Genomic DNA, 22074 nt, shown 5'->3' with positions numbered 1-22074 from the left:
GATGACGCATCCTATCCCCGGCCCCCGACCCGCCAGCGACCCGCTGTACCGCCCCCGTCCGGGTCTGCCCCGGCGCAACCCGCTGGTCGGCCCGGTCTGCCCTCGCTGTGCACACCCTTCTTGTCGCAGGATTCGCGCCGAGAAGCTGCCCATTCTGGGCGGTCACAAGGCCGAGTACCGCGACGAACACGCCTTTGCAGCCGCCGTCCAGGCCCGCAACCGGCACCTGATCGTCTGGTACGGGGAGCGGACCGGCTCGTACTGGGTGGCTTCCTCGACGGGCCTGGCTGAGGTGCCTGACGCCCGGACCTTGGAACGGCTCCTGAGCGGAGTGGCGGCCCGCTGCTGACGGAAACGGTGGTGGCCGTCTGGGCGGGACGGCCACCACCTTGTGGCCGGTGAGCGACAGGGCGCGTACCCACAGCAAGGTTGCGGTACTGGGCGCGGCAGACGGTTTTAGACGAGAGAATGAGGGCGTACCCCTGTACCTCTCGGTGTGGTTGGAGCCCCCTGTGGTCGATCAGGAGATGCTGCTCAAGGACTTGCAGAAGCAGGTCAAGCTGTTGGAGGACGATCTACGTGAACGTGGTCAAGACCCGACCGCGATCAAGGGGGTCGGTCCCAACGGGGAGCCTGAGAGTTTCGACGCCTACCTCAAGCGCGAGTATCAGAAGGCCCGGGACGCGGAGCGGGTGGGAATCGCCGAGGGGGAGTGGCGGGAAGGCCAGATCACTCAGGCCGCGGTGGCGTGGGTGCTGTCCACAGTGTTCGTGCGCTTCTGCGAGGACAACGGGCTCCTTGAACAGCCTTTCATCGCTGGCCCCAAGGACGAACGCGACCGGTACGGCATCGCCCAAGAGCTGAAGGAAGCGTGGGTTCTCCAAGGGCGTCGTGAGAACCTGGGCGCTCCGGAGCTGACCGACCGTGAGTGGCTGGAGCATGCTTTCGAGCAGATGAGCGTCTCCTCAGTCATGGCGGGGCTCTTCGATAGGCAGCACAACCCGATGTGGACCATCACTCCGTCCCACACGGCCGCCAAGCAACTCATCGATTTTTGGCGTCAAGTAGGGGAGGACGGCCACCTCGTCCACGACTTCACCGACCCCGAGTGGAACACCCGGTTCCTCGGTGACCTGTACCAGGACCTGTCCGAGGCCACCCGGAAGAAGTACGCGCTTCTCCAGACACCGGAGTTCGTCGAGGAGTTCATCCTCGACTACACCCTGGAACCCGCGATCGAAGAGTTCGGCCTCGACGGCAACCGGATCTACCAAGAGGACAGCAAGGGGTTCCGCCTGATCGACCCGACCTGCGGGTCAGGCCACTTCCTGCTAGGTGCCTTTCACCGCCTGCTCAACAAGTGGCGCGAGGCCGAGCCGGGGGCCTCTGATTGGGACCTGATCAACCGCAGTCTGCGCAGTGTGCACGGTGTGGACAAGAACCCCTATGCGGTGGCGATCGCACGTTTCCGGCTCCTCATCGCCGCGATGAAGGAAGGTGGAATCACCGCCCTGAGCGCGAGCAACCCGGAATGGCCCATCGTGGTAGCGACCGGTGACTCGCTGATTCATGGTCGGGGCGCACCGGGTGAACAGCGGACCCTTTTCGGCGGAGGCGTGCACTACTACACGACCGAAGACGTCCATGAATACGTGTTCGAGCATAATCTCTTGGGGATGAATAGTTACCACGCAGTCGTAGGAAATCCGCCTTACATTACGGTCAAGGACAAGCAGGAAAACCAGAACTACCGAGAGGCTTATAAGCAGGTTTGCTCTGGGAAGTACGCGCTTTCTGTCCCGTTTGCGCAGCGCTTCTTTGACTTGGCTAAGCTCGGCTCCGGGTCTGAGCAGAGGGCTGGATACACCGGTCAGATTACCGCTAACTCTTTCATGAAACGTGAGTTCGGCAAGAAGCTGATTGAGGACTACTTCCACTTCAAGGTGGACCTAACCCATGTCATCGATGCTTCGGGTGCTTACATTCCTGGTCACGGAACGCCAACGGTGATCCTTTTTGGTCGTAATCGGATGTGGCGGGACGGGAGTAAAATCCGGACTATCCTTGGGATTCGTGGCGAACCTTCCCAGCCCAAGGTCCCTTCGGAGGGGTTGGTGTGGAGTGCTATCGCTAATCAGGTGGGCCAGCCTGGTAGTGAGAGTGAATGGGTGACTTCTGTCGATCTTGGTCACGGCGATCTTCGTCTGCATCCTTGGAGTTTGACTGGTGGGAGGGCTGGCGGCCTCAAGAAGTCGCTTGAAATTGCCTCAAAGGGACACATGGAGACTGTGATGGTTGCCGCAGGTATCACATCAGTTACCGGAGAAGATGATCTCTATCTCCTGGATACAAGCGGATCCCAAGTCCGCCTGCGGGTGGATGAAACAAAGCCACTGGTGACTGGTGATGTTGTCCGTGACTACTCTCATTCTCCTTCATATGCCTCGGTCTGGGTTTACGAAAAAGATTTTTCCCTGACTCCTTTGAGGGGAATCCCAGGTACGTGGAGGATGATTTGGCCATATCGTTCTTCGATTTCTAAGAGGAAACGCTTTGGGGTTCCTATGCTGGATCGCGGAATGTCTTGGTATGAGTGGCAGGAGGTCTATCCGGAAAAATTGAAATCACCACTTTCTATTGTTTTTGCGTTCGTGGCAACCCACAACCACTTTGTGCTTGACCGGGGTGGGAAGGTCTTCAAGCAGTCGGCGCCGGTGATCAAGCTGCCGAAGGATGCGACGGAAGACCAGCACCTGGAGTTGTTGGGGGTTTTGAACTCCTCGGCGGCGTGCTTCTGGCTCAAGCAGGTGAGTCAGTCCAAGGGTAATGGTGGTGTTGGCGGGGGGATCTCTGACGAGCTTTGGGAACACCGGTATGAGTTCACCGGTACCAAGCTCAAGGAATTCCCGCTTCCTGCGAAGCTGCCGCTGGCCCGCTCGAAGGAAATCGACTCCCTCGCCCAGAAGCTGTCCTTGCTCGAACCCGCTGCCCTGGCCGAGTCAGCCACCCCCACGGCCGAGGTCCTTCGCCAGGCCCATGACGACTACGTCGCCACCCGCCGGCGGATGATCGCGCTCCAAGAGGAACTCGACTGGGACGTCTACCACCGCTACGCGCTGATCTCCGACGCCCAACTCACCGAGCTGACCCTCCCCGACACCGCCGATGTCCCCTCCATCAATCTGGGGGAGCGGGCCTTTGAGATCGTGCTGGCACGCAAGATGGCCGCCGGTGAAGCCTCCACTGAGTGGTTCAACCGGCACGGCTCCACCCCCATCACCGAGATCCCTTCCCACTGGCCGGACGCCTACAAGAAGGTCGTCGCCAAGCGCATCGAACTGATCGAGTCCGACAAGAACATCAACCTGCTGGAGCGCCCCGACTACAAGCGCCGCTGGCAGTCCGAGCCCTGGGAGAAGAAGCAGCAGGCCGCGCTCAAGTCCTGGCTGCTGGACAAGTGCGAGGACCGGCGTTTGTGGTTCGTCACCGACGACCACGGGGACGAGCGCGCGCGACCCCTTTCGGTTCGGGTGTTGGCCAACCGGGTGCGGGACCTGTTCCCCGAGGCCGCCGAGGTGGCCGCGCTCTACGACTCGGCCAAGGACTTCGGCGAGGTCGTCGCCGAGATCGTCAAGACCGAACACGTGCCCTACCTGGCGGCCCTGCGCTACAAGGACTCCGGGATGCGCAAGCGCACCATCTGGGAGCAGGTGTGGGACCTCCAGCGTGAAGAGGACGCCCTCAACGCCGACCTGGCCGAGGGGGAGAAGGAACACCGGCTGGACATCCCGGTGCCGCCCAAGTACACCTCCGCCGATTTCCGTCGCGGTGAGTACTGGTCCAATCGGGGCAAGCTCGATGTTCCCAAGGAGCGTTTCGTCTCCTACCCGGGCGCGGAGACCGATGCCGACTCCACGCTCCTGCTCGGTTGGGCGGGTTGGGATCATGCCCAGCAGGCCGATGCTTTGGGCACCTTGGCCCATGAGCGCATGGACGAACTCGGTTGGGGCAAAGACGAGGGCACCCGCGACAAGATGACCCCGCTCCTGGCCGGGATGCTCGAACTGTTGCCGTGGGTGACCCAGTGGCACACCCGGGCCGATGACTACGGGGACACCCCGGCCGATCACCTGCGGGAGGACCTGGCCGAGCTGCGCGACACCACCGGGATCACCGAATCGGAGATGACCGACTGGCGTCCCCCCGCGTCCACCCGGGGCCGCAAGAAGAAGGCCTGAGGCTCACAGCCCTCGCACACCCGGGCCGGAGACGGTGTCCACCGCCCTCCGGTCCGGGCGTACCTGGTGCCGCTGTCGCCTTTGAGGCTTAGGCTGGAAGCCCCGCTACACCGACGAAAACCGTGTGCCCCCGCCGGATGCCCGCTCCAGCGCCCCGCCGTGTCCGGACCGGTCGTGCACACGGTCGCCGTACCCGAGCAGACCGCAGAAAGGCGCATCCGGAGATGACCACCCCTTCCTCTGGTTCGAGCGGCACCGGCCGAGTGATCAGCGACCTGATCGACATCCCCCTCGCCGTCCACGACGGCGACCTGGTCGTCAAGCTCACCGAGAGCACCTCCACCCGCCAGGCCCAGACCCTGGCCGAGTACGTGGTCACCCCCCAGCTGGCCGAGAGTTTCGACCAGGCCCTGGAGACCATCCGTTCCTCGATCGTGGACAACAAGTCCCAGGCCGCCTACCTGCACGGTTCCTTCGGTGCCGGTAAGAGTCACTTCCTGGCGGTGCTCTCTGCGATCTTGGACCACCACCCCGACGCTCGTGCCAAGACCGGCTTGGCCGATCTGCTCGCCAAGCACGACAACTGGCTCTCGGGGAAGAAGTTCATCGAGGTCAAGGCCCACCTGGTGGAGGAGGAGGTGTCCATCGAGGCCAACATCCTCGGCGGGTACGTGCGCCAGGTGCAGCGGGAGTACCCGAACGCCCCCATCCCGGCGGTTTACCGTGCCGACGGCCTTCTGGTCGACGCCCAGGAGCAGCGCTCCCGGATGGGGGACGAGGCCTTCATCGCCCTGCTGCCGAACCGGACGGACTCCGGCGATGGTCAAACCGGTGGTGAGCTCGACAACGGTGTCTGGGGGAAACTCGCTGGCCCCTCCAGCTGGAACAGCCAGACCCTCGACGAGGCCTTCGCCGTTCACCCCGAGACCAAGGACCTCTCCGAACGGGCCCTGCGCCAAGAGCTGGTCAGCGCACTGCTCGGCGGCCCCTTCAAACGTTACGTCGACGCGGTGGGGGATGCCAGCGGCGCCTACGTCAGCATCGACGAGGGCCTGTCTGTCATCAGCCGCCACGCCAAGGAGCACCTGGGCTGTGACGCCGTCGTCCTGCTCCTGGACGAGCTGATCCTGCGCTTCACCGCCCTCATTGGTAAAGAGGCCCGCATCAGCAGCGAGGTGCAGAAGATCGCCAAGCTGGTGGAGTCCTCGCACAGCCACCGGCCCGCGCCCATCGTCAGCTTCGTGCCCCGCCAGCGCGACCTGCGCGAACTGGTCGGACTCGGCGGCGGCACCGAGGGCATCTCCCAGACCATCAGCTACTGGGACGGCCGCTTCGGGCACATCAAGCTCGCCGACGCCAACCTCACCGAGATCGCCCGCCACCGCCTCATCAAACCCCGCAACGACGAGGCCGCCGCCGAGATCGACGCGGCCTTCGAGCGCATGCGCGGCAGCCGGGCCGAGGTGCGTGACACCCTTCTGGACAGCGGAGGCGGAGCCGACACCAGCACCTGGGAGGACTTCCGCAGCCTCTACCCGTTCAGCCCCGCCGTGCTGCACGTCCTGGTGGAGATGTCCTACGCCCTGCAACGTCAGCGCAGCGCCATCAAGCTCCTGCTGGAACTGCTGGTCAAGTACCGCACCACCCTCCCCGTCGGACAGGTGGTGCCGCTCGGCGCCGTCTTCGACGTGCTCATCGAGGGTGAGGCCAAACCCTTCAAGGACCACCTCAGCGCCGAGTACGCCAAGATCAGCAACTTCTACCACAACAAGGTCCGCCCCTGGCTGCTGGGCAAGCACGAGGTCACCGGGGCCGACGTGGCCGCGCTCGACGTGCGCTCGCCCTTCCGCCGCGACGACCTTTTGGTCAAGACCCTCCTGCTGAGCGCGTTGACCCCCCACGTGCCGGCGCTCAAGGACCTCACCGTGGGCCGGGCCATGGCGCTCAACCAGGGCATCGTCAAGGCCCGGCGCCCCGGACAGGACGTCAAGGCGGCCACCACGTTCTTCCAGGACATGGCGGCCCAGTTCGGTGAGGTGCGGGTCGGCGCGCAGAGCGACAACCCGACCCTGTCCCTCAACCTGTTGAGGGTGGACACCGAGTCCCTCATGCGCAGCGCCTACTCCGCCGCCAACGACCACGCCCTGCGCCGCCTGTTCAAACGCCTGTTGTGGGAGCAGCTGGGACTGGAGACCGGGGCCGAGCGCACCAGTGTGGTCTGGCGCGGAACCCAACGCACCGTGGAACTGGCCTTCGGTAACGTGCGCTCCAGCGACGACCTGGTCCGGGAGGAGTTCCGCCCGGCCGCCGCCAACGCCGTACGGGTGGTCATCGACTATCCCTTCGACGAGGCCGACCACAACCCCGCCGGAGACCGCCGACGGGTCCAGGAACTGCGTGAGGAGTTCAACGAAGCGGTCGCCACCCTGGTGTGGCTGCCCACCTTCCTGTCACCGGGCAAGCTGGAGGACGCCCGGCGCATCCTGATGATGGACTACCTCCTCGAACCGAACGTCATCGAGGAGAAGGCCCCCGACTGGAGCAGCGACGACCGCCGTGAGGCCCGAGCCCAACTCGACAACCAGCGCAACCAACTGAGTACTCAGATCTCCGGCCTGCTGCGCGGCGCCTACGGCCTGGTGGAGGTGGACCGGGACAGCACCGACTACGGAGCCCCCGCCGACCCCCACATCGAACCGCTGCCCCAAGGGCTGAGCATCCCCCTGGAGGCCGGCAGCCAGTTCCCCGCCGCGCTGGAGCGCATCACCACCAAACTCCTGGACCACCTCTACCCCGAACACCCTGACCTGACCAGCCCCACCAGGAAGACGCCGGTGCGGCGCCCCGACCTGAACACCGTGCTCAAGGCGGTGGAGGAGGCCAAGGCCGACAAGCTCAACCGGTACGAGGACGCGCCCAAGAGCGACCTTCCGGTCCTCAAACGCGTGGCCGAACCCCTGCGGATCGCCACGGTGGGAGAGGTCTTCGTGCTGCGTGAGGACTGGCGGCTGGACATCGACCGCTTCGTCAAGGCGAACATGCCCACCAGCACCGACGTACGGGTCGGAGACCTGAAGAAGTGGATCCGTGGCCGAGAGGACGGCCGGGGACTGCCCGAGGACGTCGTGGACCTGCTCGTCATGGTCTACGCCGTCCAGAGCGACCGGGCCTGGATCCGGGCGGGCAAACGCTACACCGGTGCGGAGATCGGCCGGCTCTCCGACGAGATCGTGCTGCGCCGCCAGGAACTGCCCTCCGAGGAGGACTTCGCACGGGCCAACGAACGCGCTCAGAGCATCTTCGCGCTCCCCTCCCAACCGCTGCTCAACAGCCGTTCCGTGCAAAGGCTGGCCGAACAGCTCAAGGAACAGGCCCACCGGTTCCAGGCGAGCAACGAACACCTGGTGCGTGAACTCACCAAGCACGCGAAGCTGCTCGGGTTGGACGAGGAGGCCCCGCGCCTGCGCACCGCCCGCGCCGCCGACGAACTCCTCGGCCGACTCAGCGGGCTGACCGACGACACCGCCCTCGTGAACGCGCTGGGGCAGGCCGACCTGCCCGAGGAGGGCGGGATCTACCGCACCGGTATGGCCGGGGCGGGCAACCTCGCCCAGGCCCTGGCAGCCGCGCGGTGGGACCTGCTGGAAGCACTGGAGACCATCACCCGGTCGGGTGGCGAGCACTCCGGTACGGCCGAACGGATTCTGACCGAGCTGCGGGAGGCCGCCCGGCACAACGAGCACGCCGTGCGCCTGGCCACGGAGCTCAGCAAGGCCAACAGTGCCGCCAGCGCGCTCAACAACCAGATCGTCCGCGAGGCCGCGGCGGCGGCACAGCCGTCCCAACCCCAGCCCCGGCCGGTCGACGACTCGGCCCCGCAGGGCACCGGTGTGAACGTGGAGGACGCATCGCCCCGCCCGATCCCGCCGGCCACCTCCGAACACCCCTGGGTGACGCTCACCCCCGGCACGGACCCGAGCACGGTGGTCGCCGACCTGCGGGCCACGCTCGGCATCTCCGAGGACACCAAGATCCAGATCACCATCCGGGAGGCCGAGTGAACAGCACCACCGGCCACGACACCGCCACCCGGCCGACCCCGCCCGCCCTGGGCAGGGTGAACGCCGAAGCCGTGGCGGGAGCCCTGGAACGCGCCCTGGACGCCGAGGCCCGCCGAGTGGAGAAGGGACACCCCCGCTCCGCCGCCACCGCCCTGGCCCTGTCCGCGGACCCCCACTGGGAGGGGCCCGAACGCCTGACCGTCCACGTTCAGACAGGTGAGAACCGCACCGAACAGCGGTCGGTACGCGTGGTGGGCGCCGACAGCGTGATCTCCCTGGTGCACGCCCTCAGCGGCGACGACCAGGACGTCGACCACGTGGTCGTGCTCACCCCGCTGGACGCGGCCGACCTCGGTGAGACCCTGCTGGGACGCTTCCTCGGAGAGGAGGTCGTCCGGCTCAACAACTGGGAACTGCTGCGCACCGAACTCAAGGTCACCCGCATCGACCCCCGGCTGTACACGGGCCGGTTGAGCTGGTTGGCCGACACCCTGCGCGGTATCCGGGCCACCCACCAGCTCAAGCTGGGCACCGGCGTCCTCAAACTCGAACAGGCGCTGTCCATCGCCGTGTCCGTACGCTTCGGCCGCAGCCCCGGCGAACAGGTCGACAGCGCCGCCCTGCTGGAGTGGACCCGTGACCCGGCCTCCGTGGCCGCCTTCACCCACCTGCACGAGGACGAACGCGACGACCTGCGGCGGGAGGTGGAACGAACCCTGGGCGCCGTCCCCCGGGTGCTGTTCAAACTCCTGGACCGGGGCCACGCCCTGGACGCGGTGCCCATCGGACTGGCCCTGGCCGAACTGCACGAGGCCGCGACGCAGGAACGGTCCGACTCGGGGCAGGAGGCCGCCCGCGCAGCCCAGTACGCCCTCATCCGCGCCCAGGAACGCTACTTCGGGGCCAACCCGCCAAAGGCCGAGGAGCTGCGGGACTTCGGCAACGCCTGCACCGCGTCCCTGATGCGGCTGATCGACGGCTCCGAGGACGACCAGGCCGACGAGACCATCCGCCGCACCGAGGAACTCCTCTTCCAGCTCGACGCCTCCCTCGTCGCCCAGGGCAGCAACCTGCTCGACGCCGGCCTGCACACCCGCCTGGCCGACCTGGGACGACAGATCACCCTCGCCCTGGGCGAGGACGGTTCGGCGGGGCCGCCCCAACCGCAGGACCTGCGGGAGGTGGAGGGGTCGCTGCTGCGGCTGCGCGACCACCGCCGACACACCACCCGACGCAAACAGGACCAGGCGCAGGCCGCCACCAACGCGGTGCGTCTGCTGCGCCGTCTGGCGCTGAGCTCGGCGGACCGTCCGCTGGGCGCGGACACCCCCGCCACCGCCCACGAGTGGATCCAGGCCCACGTCCAGCAGACCGGGTGGGTCGACCGCGCGGCCTCCGCCATCTGGCACCACCGCGGCGACGTTCCCGCCTTCGACCAGGCGCTGGGCCTGCTCTACGAACGGGTGCGCGCCTGGCGGGCGGCGGTCGACGCCGAGTTCGCCACCGCCGTCAACCGGTGGAACAGCGGACACGCGCCCACCGACACCCAACTGCGCGTGGAGAACCTCCTCGGCAAGGTCGCCCGACCCCTGGCGCAGGACCAGGCACCGCTCGTCGTGGTCCTGGACGGGATGAGCGTGGAGGTGGCCGTCCAACTCGCCGAGGACATCCAGGCGGGCGGGAGGCTGGTCGAGGTCGGACGGCCCGGGAGGACCGGCTCGTCCGGTGCGCGTGAGGGCGCCCTGGCCACCGTGCCCTCCACCACCACCTGTTCCAGGGCCTCCCTGCTCACCGGCTCCCTCACCGTCGGCAAACAGGACGCCGAACGCGCCGGATTCGCCGCCCTGTGGGCCACCGCCTCCTTCGGCCACCGCAAGGCGGTGCTCTACCACCAGCGCGACCTGGAGACGGGAGCCGGATTCCACCTGCCTCCCGCCGTCCAGGAGAACCTCGACGACACCGAAACGGTCGTCGGCGTCGTGCTCAACACCATCGACGACGCGCTCGGCCGCGGCAGGGAGGGCGACGAGTCCACCTGGACGGTCAAACAGGTCGGCAAGCTCGGCTCCCTGCTCGACGCCGCCGCACGGGCCGGCCGCCCCGTCCTGCTCACCTCCGACCACGGGCACGTGTGGGACCGGGGCGAGGCGACCAAGACCCGGTCGGGGGAGTCGGCCCGCTACCGCACCGGTGAACCGGGAGAGGGAGAGATCCTGGCGACCGGGGACCGGGTCCTGCTCGGCGACGGCACCCTCGTCGTCCCCTACCGGGAGGACATCCGCTACACCGACCGCAAGGACGGCTACCACGGCGGTTTCTCCGCCGCGGAGATGGTCGTCCCGGTGCTGGTGTTCGTGCCCGTCCTGGACACCGCGCGCCGCGGCCGGGGAGGGAACACCCGCGACTCCACCCCACGCGGATGGCAGCGCCTCGCCCCCGCGGAGGTCGAACCCGTCTGGTGGTCGCAGCCGCTGGAGAACACCCCGGCGGCGAAGGGCGGTCACCACACCCGCTTCGACGACGTGCCCATGACGATCCTCTGGGACCCCCTCAAGGAGAAGGGCACCGGCAGGAAGCGAGGCAGGGGCGCGAAGACGTCCCCGCCCGAGCAGACGCCCGCCCTGTTCGGCGACGACGCCCTGGCCCCCCGCACACTGGGCGCCAAGGTGACCGCCACCTCGGGTTTCCAGGCAGGCCGGGCCCGTGTGCCCAGGGCACCCGCAGCCGAGGAGTTCGCCGCGCTCATCGACGCGCTCGCCGACGTGGGCGGCACCCACCCGCGCCTACCCGTCAGCGCCGCCTCCCGTGCCGCGGGCGGCCCCGAAAGCCACCCGCGCGCCGTGCGGTTCCTCAAGATGGTCGGAAAGGTCCTCAACGTGGAGGCCTATCCGATCCTGACCCTGACCGACGGCGACCGTAGCGTCGAACTCAACACCGCCCTGCTCCAGCAGCAGTTTCCCGAAGGGAGCTGACCCTGAAACCCGTCAGTGAGGCCCGCCGTGAGGAGGTCGTGGGCGCCCTGCGCAGGGGAACCGTGCCGCACGGCGGCCTGGACCTGTTCGCCGTCGGGCTCGAACGCTTCGAAAGCGCCCTGGACAGGGAACTCGGCAACGTCGCCACCGGAGGCGCGGAGTTCAAGGCCGTGCGCGGCGAGTACGGCTCCGGCAAGACCTTCTTCGTCCGTTGGCTGGGCGAGCGCGCCAAACGCGCCAACTTCGCCGTCACCGAGATCCAGATCTCCGAGACCGAGACCCCGCTGCACCGGCTGGAGACCGTCTACCGACGCTTGACCGAGCGCCTGGCCACCGCCACGCAGCCTCCCAGCGCCCTGCGTGAGATCGTCGACAACTGGTTCTACTCCCTGGAGGAGGACGTCCTGGCCGACGGGAAGGTGGACGAGGCGGACGAGGAGGCGCTCAACACCGCGGTCACCGACCTGATGGAGCGCCGTCTGAGCGAGGTCGCCAGTGCCAACCCGGGGTTCGCCGCGGCGCTGCGCGGCTACCACCGGGCCCAGGCCGAGGACGAGCCCGCCATCGCCGAGGCGCTCATCGCCTGGCTGGGCGGGCAGCCCAACGTCGCCGCCGCGGCCAAACGTTACGCCGGGATCAAGGGCGACCTCGACCACTTCGGGGCCCTGGCCGCGCTCAGAGGACTCCTCGTCCTGCTGCGCGACTGCGGCCACCCTGGTCTGCTCGTGGTCCTGGACGAGCTGGAGACCCTCCAACGGGCCCGCACCGACACCCGGGAGAAGGCGCTCAACGCCCTGCGGCAATTGCTGGACGAGATCGCCAACCGGCAGTTCCCGGGGCTGTACCTGGTGATCACCGGCACCCCCGCCTTCTTCGACGGGCCCCAGGGCGTCCAACGTCTGGCGCCTTTGGCCCAGCGCCTGCACACCGACTTCCTGGCCGACCCCGCCCACGACAACCTGTACGCCGCCCAGATCCGCCTCTCCGGCTTCGACCTGGACAAGCTGCACGCACTGGGTCTGGCCGTGCGGGAGTTGTACGCCGACGGCGCCGACGACCCCCAGCGGGTGCGCGAACGGGTCGACGACGGCTACCTGCTCGGTTTCGCCGAGGCGGTTGCGGGGGAGCTGGGCGGACGGATCGGCATCGCGCCGCGTCTGTTCCTGCGCAAGCTCGTGGACGTCATGGATCGAGTGGACCAGAACCCCGACTTCGACCCCAGGCGACACTACGATCTCAAGGTCGGCGCGAGTGAACTCACCGAGGTCGAACGCGGTGCCCACGTGCAGCGGGCCACCAGTGCCGACGAGGTGGAGCTGGACCTGTGAGCGGGGTACGGGAGGTGGGGGAAGGGTCGGGACCCAGCAGCCTGGACCTGCTCCACCCCACGCTGGCCCACCACGTCGTCAATACCCTGGGCTGGCCTGGTCTGCGTCCCCTGCAACGCGAGGCGCTGGCCCCGATCCTGGACGGTGACGACACGATCCTGCTGGCCCCCACCGCCGGAGGCAAGACCGAGGCGGCCCTGTTCCCGCTGCTGACCGCGATGGCCGCGCGGACGGGGGAGGGACTGTCGCTGCTGTACGTGTGTCCCATCAAGGCGCTGCTCAACAACCTGCTGCCCCGGGTGCAGGCCTACGCCGGGTGGATGGGCCACACCGCCGAGCTCTGGCACGGCGACGTCACCAGCGCCGGGCGCCAACGCATCCTGCGCAACCGTCCCGACGTCTTGCTCACCACCCCCGAATCGCTCGAATCGATGCTGGTGAGCACCAAGGTCGACCACCGGGCGTTCTTCGCGAACCTGCACGGCATCGTCGTGGACGAGGTGCACGCCTTCGCCGGGGACGACCGGGGCTGGCACCTGCTCGCCGTCCTGGAACGGCTGGGGCGGGTGGCCGGACGACCGGTTCAACGGGTGGGATTGTCGGCCACCGTGGGCAATCCCGATGAACTGCTCACCTGGTTGCAGGGGGCGCGGGCCGGTGAGCGACCCGGCCAAGTGATCGCCCCCGGCGTACACCTGCCCAGACCCGGACAGGCCCCCGAGGAGCCGCCGCCCGGAGAGGTCGAACTCGACCACGTGGGCTCTCTGCACAACGCCGCCAAGGTCATCGCGGCCCTGCACCGGGGAGAAAAACGTCTGGTGTTCTGTGACTCGCGCAAGTACGTGGAGGAACTCGGTCACGCCCTGCGCGAACTGGGTGTGACCACCTTCCTGTCCCACGCCTCCCTGGCACTGGACGAGCGCCGCCGCGCCGAGGCGGCCTTCGCCGAGGCCCGGGACTGCGTCATCGTGGCCACCTCCACCCTGGAGCTGGGCATCGACGTGGGTGACCTGGACCGGGTCATCCAGATCAACGCGCCCGGCAGCGTGGCCTCGTTCTTGCAGCGCATCGGCCGTACCGGGCGGCGGGCGGGCGGTACTCGCAACTGCCTGTTCCTGGCGGTGGACCAGTCTGGGCTGTTGGACGCGGCCGCCCTGTTGCACTTGTGGGGCGAGCACTGGGTGGAACCGGTGGTGCCCACCCCCGAACCCCGGCACATCGTCGCCCAACAGCTGCTGGCCCTGTGTCTACAGGAACCCGAGGTGGGGGAGCGGTTGTGGCCCGAGTGGTGGGGGGACCTGGAGCCCTTCGCTCAAGGGGCGCCGATCGCCGCCCACTTGATTCGGGAGGGGTTCATCGACCTGGACGGCGGGTTGATGATGATCGGTCCCGAGGCCGAGAAGCGCTTCGGCCACCGCCACTTCATGGAATTGACCAGCGTGTTCACCGCGCCGCCGCAGTTCACCGCCTTGCACGGGCGGACCGAGATCGGGCGGGTGGACCCGGCGTTGCTGGCCGCCGACGAGAAGGAGGAAGGACCGCGCCGGTTGCTGCTGGCCGGGCGGACCTGGGCGGTGACCTGGGTGGACTGGCGTCGGCAGCGGTGCTTCGTCGAACCGGTCGAGGGTGGGGGTGGCAAGGCCAAGTGGGACTCGGGCGGCCACCTGGGCTCCTCCCACCACCTCACCAGGGCCGTGCGCGAGGTGCTGCTGGGAGCCGATCCGAAGGTACGGCTCACCAGGCGAGCGGTCACCGCCCTGGCCAAGGCCAGGGACGAGCACACCGACCTGGTCCACCCCGGAGGGTCGGTCATCGTGCGCGGCACGGGCGGCGACCTGCGGTGGTGGACCTGGGCGGGGGCCAGGGCCAACCTCACCCTGGCCGCCACCCTGGGCCGGGCGGCCGACCCCAAGCAGCAACCGGGCGACGCGAGCCTGCGACTGAACGCCGAGCTGGACCCGCGGACGTGGGCGGCGGTCAAGGAGGCCGCAGGGGAGCGCATCGTCCTGCCCGAGGTGTCCGTGCGCGCCCTGGACGGGCTGAAGTTCAACGCGGCGCTTCCCAAGCACCTGGCCGAACGCACCCTGTCGGCCCGGCTGGCCGACATCGAGGGCGCCCGAACCCTCCTGGAGGAACCCACACGGTTCCTCCAGCCCTGATCTGAAAAGTCGCCCACTCCAAGGCCTCTACGGAGGCAGACCCTTTCACCTATAACAAGGATCGCTGGCTGGTTCTCCCCTGAATTCAGGTCGGCGCCCTTCCAGACGGCACGATCTGCCATTCTGTTTAATCCATTAGCGAACGTGTTGCCAAGGCTGAGTCGTAGAGCAGGAGAAAGGACCTGGATGGAAATGGTCGCGCAGGAGACCGCGCAGGTGAGTAACACCGTGGTAATCAACAATCCTGTCGAATCCCTCAAGATGGTGCAGCTAGGCCGTCTGCACGGGAATCTCTTCGTTTACCAGTTCAACACGGAAGGACTGGAGCCGAAGAGGAAGAGTTGGCAGTACCAGAAGTACCTGGCGAACACCTTCCACCCGGCCTCTAGGGAAGCCTACGAGCGCTTTCTCGGGGTTTTCAAAGAGAAGCGATGGGGCGTCCTCGTTGGGGAGCCTGGGAGCGGACGGGAGACCGCCGCGATCGCATTGCACACCTCGTGTGGCCTTCAGGTACATCAAGTCCAGTTCGGGCAGGACAACGACAACCCGGACGAGACACCGCACCGTCTCCTTGGCAGGACCAAACCGATTCCGGGTGCAGGTTACATCGTCGACCTCTCCACCATGAACAGTGTGGACGAGCAAGTCATCCACGCGATCCGGGTGCTTTGGCAGAAGTTGGAAGGATACGATGCCGCGCTGATCGTCATCACACCGCCGGGAATGTATGACTCTGCCTTCCCCGAGGTGCCCGTTTTCAGGGTGGACCGGCCCCCCGCCATCGATGTGCTCGCCAAACATCTGAAGCACTTTCCTGATGCCGAAGGTATCGAGGCGTTGGCACGATGGGCGCAAGTGAAGACACTCATGGCCAAAGCCTCGCCAGCGGACGCGGTCCGTATGGCCAACGTCGGATTCCTGGCTTTCTCCGCACGTGACACGCAAGAGAGCATGGGTGCGTGGATCAACGAGGCCATCGGGATCTACAGCGATTGGAAAGCCGAACTCGACCGGTGGTTCGACGAGCACAAGGGCGGGCCCGAAGCCGCGTGGAATCGCATCGTTCTCGTTTCCGTCGCCACATTCGAAGGACTGGACAGTGAAAAGATACTCAGGGCCGCTGACACCCTGGCACCGATGCTGGGGGTCGAGAAAGGTGACGCCGGCGGACTCACCGGTCTCGGGGTCGAACCGACGCTCAGACTCGTCGGGGCCGAACGTGGGGAGGACGGTCGAGTACGCTTCACCAAACCCGAGTACGCGACCGCGGTCCTGGACTACGTGTGGTCCCAGCTACCGCGGATCCATGAGGAACTACTGGCCTGGACCGATGCCATCGCGGCGGACCATCCTAAAGAGTGCCTTGACGCGGTGAGCAGCGCGTGGATCGGACTGGCCCTGCGCAGGAACGACCCAGAGTTGACGATTCGGCTGCTCAACGAGTGGGTGGATGGGAAGGCACCCAGGAAGGCTGCGGCCAGATTAGCCGCAGAAGTCGCCTCCTGGCCTGACTTCGGCAGCAAGATGCGTAGAAAACTCTACGAATGGTCGAGGAAGCCGAAAACGGACGAACACGCCGCTGTGGTTGCCATGGCCTGCGCCATCTACAGTCGGGATGACGTTGTCTCCGCGCTGTTTCGTCTCAAATGGCTGGCTCAGGCGGACTCCGTGAAGGCACGCGAGGCCGCCCTCGACGCGCTGGAGGAGATCGCGGACGACACCAGGGGTTTCTTCGACGTGGTGAGGACGATCGTCGATGATTGGAACCGTCCAGGAGTTCCAGACGAGCGGCGAAATATCGCTCACCGGTTCGTCATCGGCTGTCTGGCCCGTACTAAAGACGGGATTCCCGAACTCCTGCTGAGGGTCGAATCAACCTCTGGTGAGCTCCGGGACAGGACGGTGCGTCATGTCGCGGATATGTGGAGGTCGGTCCTTGGCCAACGGGGTGATGAAGCCACGCTGGAAGCTGTCGGTCCGTGGGTGGCCTATCTTCTGGAGTCAGAAGCCGGTTGCGAACTGGTCACGAGGATCCTGGTAGAGGCGGTCACCGGCACGGCACAGGTGCCTGGCGTCGTTGAAGCGAACGGACGTACCATCGTCCTAGGACAGATGATCATCGAGTGGTGTGATCGCCATGGGGTCGACCGGGGAACCAGACCTGTGTATGAACTGTTAATGCGACTCTTCACCACTAACGAACCCGTCCGTAGCAGAGAGGGATGACCCTCCAGGTTGATCGATTCGATCAAGCCATTCCTTCAGACCCCCTACCTACCTGGATCGAGCAGGGAGGATTGCTCTCCGACTTCGCCGGTGGCTCGGCCAAGCCCGTCGACAAGTCGTCCGGTGACGCCCGGAGCCGACTGTTCGAGGCGCTCGTCGCACAAGGCGTGGAGCCCAGAGTGCGCCAGAGCGTTGGAGGCTACGTGTGCGACCTGCTGGTGAGTGGAGCCGGCGGCGAGACAACGGTGATCATCGATGGTCGAGTGCGTCCTTACCCGGCGTCACCCCGCTCGGGGCCACGCAAATGGACGGAAGTGGCCCTGAGTAGGGGGTAGCTCACCCCGCCGCCTCGACTCGCCTCGTTCACCCCGTCCGCCGAAGCGGCGGGCGGGGTGAACGTGTACCGACACGTCTCAAGCACGCGTGCGGGAATCGCACGCACTCACCAGTCGTCGCCGCGCACGTACGGGCGCGACCACAGTGCCACGTGCAGGGTCACCGCCTTGAACCACGCCTGGTGCATCGCCTCCACCTGCTCGGCGTCGTGCCCCTTCTTGCCGAGGAACTCCCGCATGGTGGCGGTGATCGGGTAGATGAAGGCGATGGTGTAGCGCAGGGGGATGTTGTCCACCGAGTCCACACCGTCGGCGGTGTTCTTCTTCTCGTGGGTGTGGCGCAGGGCGATCTCCTCCTGGTAGTCCAGCCAGGTCTGGTCGTACGGACGCCGGCAGGCGTCGAGGATCCACTGGGCGAACCGCGACCGCACCCGGTCCAGGTATTCCTGGATGGGCTCTCCGCCGGGGGTGGAGAAGTAGGCCACCAGGTGGGGGTGGGAGGACACGAATCCGTACCAGGTGTCGAGCACGTCCTCGGTCTGGTCCTCGAGCACGTCCCCCGCAAGCCGCAGCGCCTGCTCGTCGTCCTCGGTGAACATCACGGTGGCCTTGAGCCTGTCCAGCTCCTGCGGTCCGACCGGTGACCTGGCCGCCTCGTCACTGCCGTACGCGTAGCCGGCAATCTTCGCCTTCATCCTGATTTACTCTTCCCCGTTGAGGTTCCCCGAAAGGCCAGCGTATGAGCGGTCGGGAGACAGACGAAGGAGAAACACCAGCTGGAGCGGCCCGTCTTCTTCGTGTGGCCTCTGCTCGACACACGGACAGCAGGGCTCCCAGCACCCCGGCCCCGGCCACTGGACCGATGGCACGGCGACAGCACCACCGGCCTGGGTGAGTGACCGCGCAGCACCGGACAAAACGCCTCATATGGTGGAGAGTGGTGGTGAGGGTCGTCGCCTGCGCGGCGGCCAGGGCGAAGGGCCGAGACAATGCGGGCCCAGTGAGTAAGAAGAGGGGTACATGCGGTTCTTCTCCGATCCGGTTCTTGAGACGATGGCCACCCGACGTTCGCTGTCGAAGGTCGGACCGGAGACCCCTGACGATGAGGAGTTGGCGCGTCTGCTACCGGCCGTGGCCTCGGTGGCCGACCACAAGGTGCTGCGTCCGTGGCGGCTGATCCCCCTGCGCGGGGACGACCGCGCCCGCCTCGGCGAGGCGCTCGACGCGGCGGCCGGGGTCGTGCGCGAACCCGGCGAGGTCAACACCAAGCCCTTCCGAGCCGAACTGCTCATCGCGGTCGTCGCCAGCCCCAAGCCGCACCCCAAGGTGCCCGAGTGGGAGCAGCACGCCACCGCCGCCGGTGTGGGACACCTGCTGGAGTTGGCGTTGTGGCGGTGCGGTTGGGGCGTGATGTGGCGCACGGGGCTGGACGCCAACGCCCCCGAGGTCAGGGCCGTGCACGGGCTGGCCGAGACCGAGCACTTGATGGGCTGGTTGTACGTCGGCGACATCGACGAACACCTGCGTGCCCGTCTGCGCGAGTCCAAGCGTGCGACCTTGGACCCGCAGCAGTTCATCGGCCGCATGCCCGGCTGAGAAGGGCGGTGCTCCCTCGGGCCGATCGGAAGGAGCCCGGAGCCGGCCCGTTCAGACCGATCCCAGCCGATCCAGGGCGGCCCCGATCCGCTCCTCCTCCTGGGCCAGGAAATCGGCGAACGCCGCGCCCTCCAGATAGGCGTCGGTCCACCGATTGCGCTCCAGCCGCCGCTGCCACTGGTCGGAGGCGTGCATGTTCGCCACCAGCGACACCAACTCCTCGCGCTCGACCTCGGTCAGGCCGGGCGGGGCGAGCAGCCCGCGCCAGTTCAAGAAGTGCAGGGGGATACCCGCCTCCATCAACGTCGGCGCGTCGATCTCCGGATCGGTTTCCTCGCCGGTCAGCGCCAGCACCCTGACCTGGCCGGAGTCGATCGCCGCGCGCTGCTCGCTCGGCCCGGCCATGGCGAAGTCCACCTCGTGGCCGAGCAGCGCCGCCTGCATCGGGCCGCCCCCGTCATAGACGCGGTAATCCACCCGCGAGGGGTCGATGCCCAATTCCTCGGCCAGCAGCATGGTCACCATGTGGTCGGGGCCGGCCGGGGTCGACCCCCCACCGACCGCGATCGAGGAGGGGTCGTCCTGCCAGGCCCGCACCACGTCATCGATCGAGATGAAGGGGGAGTCCGGCGGGACCAGCAGGGCCTCGGGCTCCTGGATCAGCCGGGCCAGGGGAGTGGCCTCCGTCGCCGAGTGCGAGGCCGAGGCGATGTGGGAGTTGGCGAGCACGCCCAACCCCATCTGCAGTATCAGGTCGGGGGTGCCGTGCTCGTACATCAACCGGGCCAAGGCGGCCGTGCCCGAGACCCCGGGAAGGTTGAACACGGTGACGTCGCGCACGGCCTTCGCCTCTTCCAGCACCGTGGCCACGGTCCTGGCGGTGTGGTCGAACCCCCCGCCGGGCGGGGTGGGCACCATGATCCGCAGGGATTCGGGCCTGGCCGATGGCAGGCAGCCTGCCAGGGGCAGCACGAGGCCGGCGGCCAGAACGGCGCGCCGGCTCATGCCCCTCATCCTTGCTCCTTCTTGGGCTCTCAACCGTTCATGGACTCCGTCCGGTCACGCTCCCCGCTCCGACCGGCTCGGGCCGTGCGTTCACGAACGACCCGCACCAGCGCGGGCGTCATCGACAGCACCGCCAAGGCGATGAGGACAGCGGAGATCGGCTCGGTGACGAACACCGACCAGTCCCCGCCGGAGATCTGCAACGCCTGACGCATCGACTTCTCCATCAGCCCGCCCAGGATCAACCCCAGGATCATCGGAGCGGCCGGGAAGTCGTTCTGCCGCATCAGGAACCCGATCACACCGAACGCGACCAGCAGTCCCAGGTCGAACACGCTGAAGCTGAGCCCGTACACGCCCACCACACAGAATACGACCACCAGTGGTATCAGGACCGTCTTCGGTGTGTTCAAGACCTTGGCGAACAGCGGGATCAGCGGCAGGTTCAACACCAGCAGCACCGCGCTGCCGATGTACATCGACGCGACCAGACCCCAGAACATGTCCGGCCGGTCGCTCAGCATCAACGGACCCGGCTGCACACCCAGCACCAGTAGGGCGCCGAGCAGGATCGCGGTGGTGCCCGACCCGGGCACGCCCAAGGTCAACAGTGGGACGAACGAGCCCACGGCGGCGGCGTTGTTGGCCGACTCCGGTCCGGCCACACCCTTGATGTTGCCCTGGCCGAACGTGTCGCCGTCCTTGGCCACGCGCCTTTCCAGCGAGTACGACAGGAAGGACGCCACGGTGGCGCCCGCCCCCGGAAGCACGCCGGTGAAGAAACCGAGCACCGAGGAGCGCAGTGTCGGCGGGGTCATCGCGACCACTTCACTCTTGGACAGCCGTAGTGAGGTCACCCCGCCCCGGGCCCCGCCCTGACCGCGCCGGTTCAGCATCACCAGCACCTCGGCCAGCGCGAACACGCCCAGCGCCACGATGAGGAACTCCACCCCTTCGTAGAGTTCGGGCAGGTCGAAGGTGAAGCGGGTGATCGCGGTCTGGGAGTCGATGCCGACCAGGGCGACCATCACGCCGAAGACCGCGGAGATGAGCCCCTTGACCAGGTCGCGCCCGGCCAGGGAGACCACCGCCGTCAGCCCCAGCACCATCAGGGCGAAGTACTCGGTGGGGCCGAAGCTGACCGCGAACGAGGCCAGGCTCGGCGCGATCATCATCAGGCCGACGACGCCGACCGTGCCGCCGACGAACGACGAGATCGCCGCCGTGGCCAGGGCCTTGCCGGCCTTGCCCTGCTGGGCCATCGGATAGCCGTCGAAGGAGGTGGCGACGGTGCCGGCCACCCCCGGGGCGTTGAGCAGGATGGAGGAGGTGGAACCGCCGAAGATCGCCCCGTAGTAGACCCCGGCCAGCATGATGATGGCCGACGTGGGGTCCATGCCGTAGGCGATGGGGATCATCAGCGCGATCGCGCTCATCGGGCCCAGCCCCGGCAGGATGCCGATGATCGTCCCGGCGAGTACACCGATGAAGACGAACAGGAGGTTCTCCGGAGTCAGCGCGACGCTGAATCCCTGGAGGAGTTGGTCGAGCATGTTCATGCGCGGATGTCTTTCGGCTCGGTCGGGGTCAGAACGGGAGCGGGCCGCTCGGCAGGATCACGCCCAAACCCGAGGACATGCCCAGGTAGAGCGCCAGCGGCAGGAGCACGGCGACCGCGACGGTGACCAGGTGGCGGCGGTAACCGAGGTAGAAGGTCATCGAGCCGAGGTACAGGGCCGTGGACAGGACGAACCCCAACGGTTCGAACAGTGCGACGTAGGCGCACAGCGCGGCGACGAACAGCCCGATCTCCAAACGAGGATCCTTCAGCCGTCCCAGGCGCAGCGGCTCGGCCGTGCCCGTGGCCGCACCGGTCCCCAAGATCCGCTTCTCCTCGGCGCTTTGCCCACTGACCTGGTCGGAGTCCTTCGCGTCCTCACCGGCCTCCTGTTGGACGGTCGGACGCGATCCGCGCTGGAAGAACAGCAGGACGGCCAGGACCAGCAGCACGAAGCCGAGCCAGCGGGGCAGCGTGCCGGGCTGGACCGGAACGTTCACGGCCGTGTACTCGGGAACCTGGAAGGCCAAGAGGAGGTAGCCGACCGCGAACAGGCCGATCACGGCCGCCGTCGTCCGGTTGTCGAAGCGCATGGC

At 67.2% G+C, this 22074-nt stretch carries 13 protein-coding genes; 9 read left to right on the top strand and 4 right to left on the bottom strand.

What is annotated here, in order from left to right; genetic code table 11:
- The first annotated feature begins 1 nt into the window (after position 1).
- The 8 genes from D472_RS27625 (at position 2) to D472_RS28185 (ending at position 17319) form a co-directional block, all read left to right on the top strand.
- Positions 2-349 (top strand): hypothetical protein, encoded by a 348-nt coding sequence (locus tag D472_RS27625; RefSeq protein WP_083903470.1) that lies wholly within the window; start codon positions 2-4, stop codon positions 347-349.
- Positions 350-512: 163 nt separating this feature from the next.
- Positions 513-4238: a BREX-2 system adenine-specific DNA-methyltransferase PglX gene (gene pglX, locus D472_RS0113365; RefSeq protein ID WP_239642968.1), complete on the top strand. Its 3726-nt coding sequence runs from the start codon at positions 513-515 to the stop codon at positions 4236-4238.
- Positions 4239-4462: 224 nt separating this feature from the next.
- Complete coding sequence (locus D472_RS0113360) at positions 4463-8299, top strand: DUF6079 family protein (protein WP_017604990.1); 3837 nt, start codon at positions 4463-4465, stop codon at positions 8297-8299.
- Complete coding sequence (gene pglZ, locus D472_RS0113355) at positions 8296-11271, top strand: BREX-2 system phosphatase PglZ (RefSeq protein ID WP_017604989.1); 2976 nt, start codon at positions 8296-8298, stop codon at positions 11269-11271. The genes D472_RS0113360 and pglZ overlap by 4 nt, the downstream gene beginning before the upstream one ends.
- A gap of 2 nt (positions 11272-11273) precedes the next feature.
- A complete protein-coding gene (gene brxD, locus D472_RS0113350) occupies positions 11274-12599 on the top strand; it encodes a BREX system ATP-binding protein BrxD (protein ID WP_033303775.1) in 1326 nt (441 codons plus the stop codon).
- Positions 12596-14758, top strand: coding sequence for a DEAD/DEAH box helicase (locus tag D472_RS0113345; RefSeq protein ID WP_017604987.1), 2163 nt, complete (start codon positions 12596-12598; stop codon positions 14756-14758). Before brxD ends, D472_RS0113345 begins: the two co-directional genes overlap by 4 nt.
- A 216-nt stretch (positions 14759-14974) precedes the next feature.
- On the top strand, positions 14975-16984 hold the full coding sequence (locus D472_RS0113340; RefSeq protein WP_239642967.1) for a hypothetical protein: 2010 nt from the start codon (positions 14975-14977) through the stop codon (positions 16982-16984).
- Entirely contained in the window at positions 16981-17319 is a 339-nt protein-coding gene (locus D472_RS28185) for a hypothetical protein (RefSeq protein ID WP_152447951.1), read from the top strand. Before D472_RS0113340 ends, D472_RS28185 begins: the two co-directional genes overlap by 4 nt.
- Positions 17320-17426: 107 nt before the next feature.
- Here the strand turns inward: D472_RS28185 and D472_RS0113335 are convergent, their stop codons facing one another.
- The gene (locus D472_RS0113335) at positions 17427-18014 is read right to left on the bottom strand and encodes a protoglobin domain-containing protein (RefSeq protein ID WP_017604985.1); all 588 of its coding nucleotides are present in this window, start codon (positions 18012-18014) and stop codon (positions 17427-17429) included.
- Between the two features lie 325 nt (positions 18015-18339).
- Here D472_RS0113335 and D472_RS0113330 point away from each other — a divergent pair, with 325 nt between their 5' ends.
- Positions 18340-18915, top strand: coding sequence for a nitroreductase family protein (locus tag D472_RS0113330; RefSeq protein WP_017604984.1), 576 nt, complete (start codon positions 18340-18342; stop codon positions 18913-18915).
- Between the two features lie 51 nt (positions 18916-18966).
- Here D472_RS0113330 and D472_RS0113325 read toward each other — a convergent pair whose 3' ends face one another.
- From D472_RS0113325 to D472_RS0113315, 3 genes are all read right to left on the bottom strand, one after another.
- A complete protein-coding gene (locus D472_RS0113325; protein ID WP_033303772.1) occupies positions 18967-19929 on the bottom strand; it encodes a Bug family tripartite tricarboxylate transporter substrate binding protein in 963 nt (320 codons plus the stop codon).
- Positions 19930-19949: 20 nt separating this feature from the next.
- Complete coding sequence (locus D472_RS0113320) at positions 19950-21479, bottom strand: tripartite tricarboxylate transporter permease (protein WP_017604982.1); 1530 nt, start codon at positions 21477-21479, stop codon at positions 19950-19952.
- A gap of 28 nt (positions 21480-21507) precedes the next feature.
- A partial coding sequence (locus tag D472_RS0113315) for a tripartite tricarboxylate transporter TctB family protein (protein ID WP_017604981.1) occupies positions 21508-22074 on the bottom strand: 567 nt, incomplete at its 5' end.

The organism is Nocardiopsis alkaliphila YIM 80379 (assembly GCF_000341005.1).
Classification (GTDB): domain Bacteria; phylum Actinomycetota; class Actinomycetes; order Streptosporangiales; family Streptosporangiaceae; genus Nocardiopsis; species Nocardiopsis alkaliphila.
This window is presented reverse-complemented; position numbering and strand designations above follow the sequence as displayed.

What these genes read in the sequence shown, in the direction of transcription:
- D472_RS0113335 (WP_017604985.1), bottom strand. Translation starts at nt 18,014, where the DNA reads ATGAAGGCGAAGATTGCCGGCTACGCGTACGGCAGTGACGAGGCGGCC.
- D472_RS0113330 (WP_017604984.1), top strand. Translation starts at nt 18,340, where the DNA reads ATGCGGTTCTTCTCCGATCCGGTTCTTGAGACGATGGCCACCCGACGT.
- D472_RS27625 (WP_083903470.1), top strand. Translation starts at nt 2, where the DNA reads ATGACGCATCCTATCCCCGGCCCCCGACCCGCCAGCGACCCGCTGTAC.
- D472_RS0113325 (WP_033303772.1), bottom strand. Translation starts at nt 19,929, where the DNA reads ATGAGGGGCATGAGCCGGCGCGCCGTTCTGGCCGCCGGCCTCGTGCTG.
- D472_RS28185 (WP_152447951.1), top strand. Translation starts at nt 16,981, where the DNA reads ATGACCCTCCAGGTTGATCGATTCGATCAAGCCATTCCTTCAGACCCC.
- D472_RS0113360 (WP_017604990.1), top strand. Translation starts at nt 4,463, where the DNA reads ATGACCACCCCTTCCTCTGGTTCGAGCGGCACCGGCCGAGTGATCAGC.
- D472_RS0113320 (WP_017604982.1), bottom strand. Translation starts at nt 21,479, where the DNA reads ATGAACATGCTCGACCAACTCCTCCAGGGATTCAGCGTCGCGCTGACT.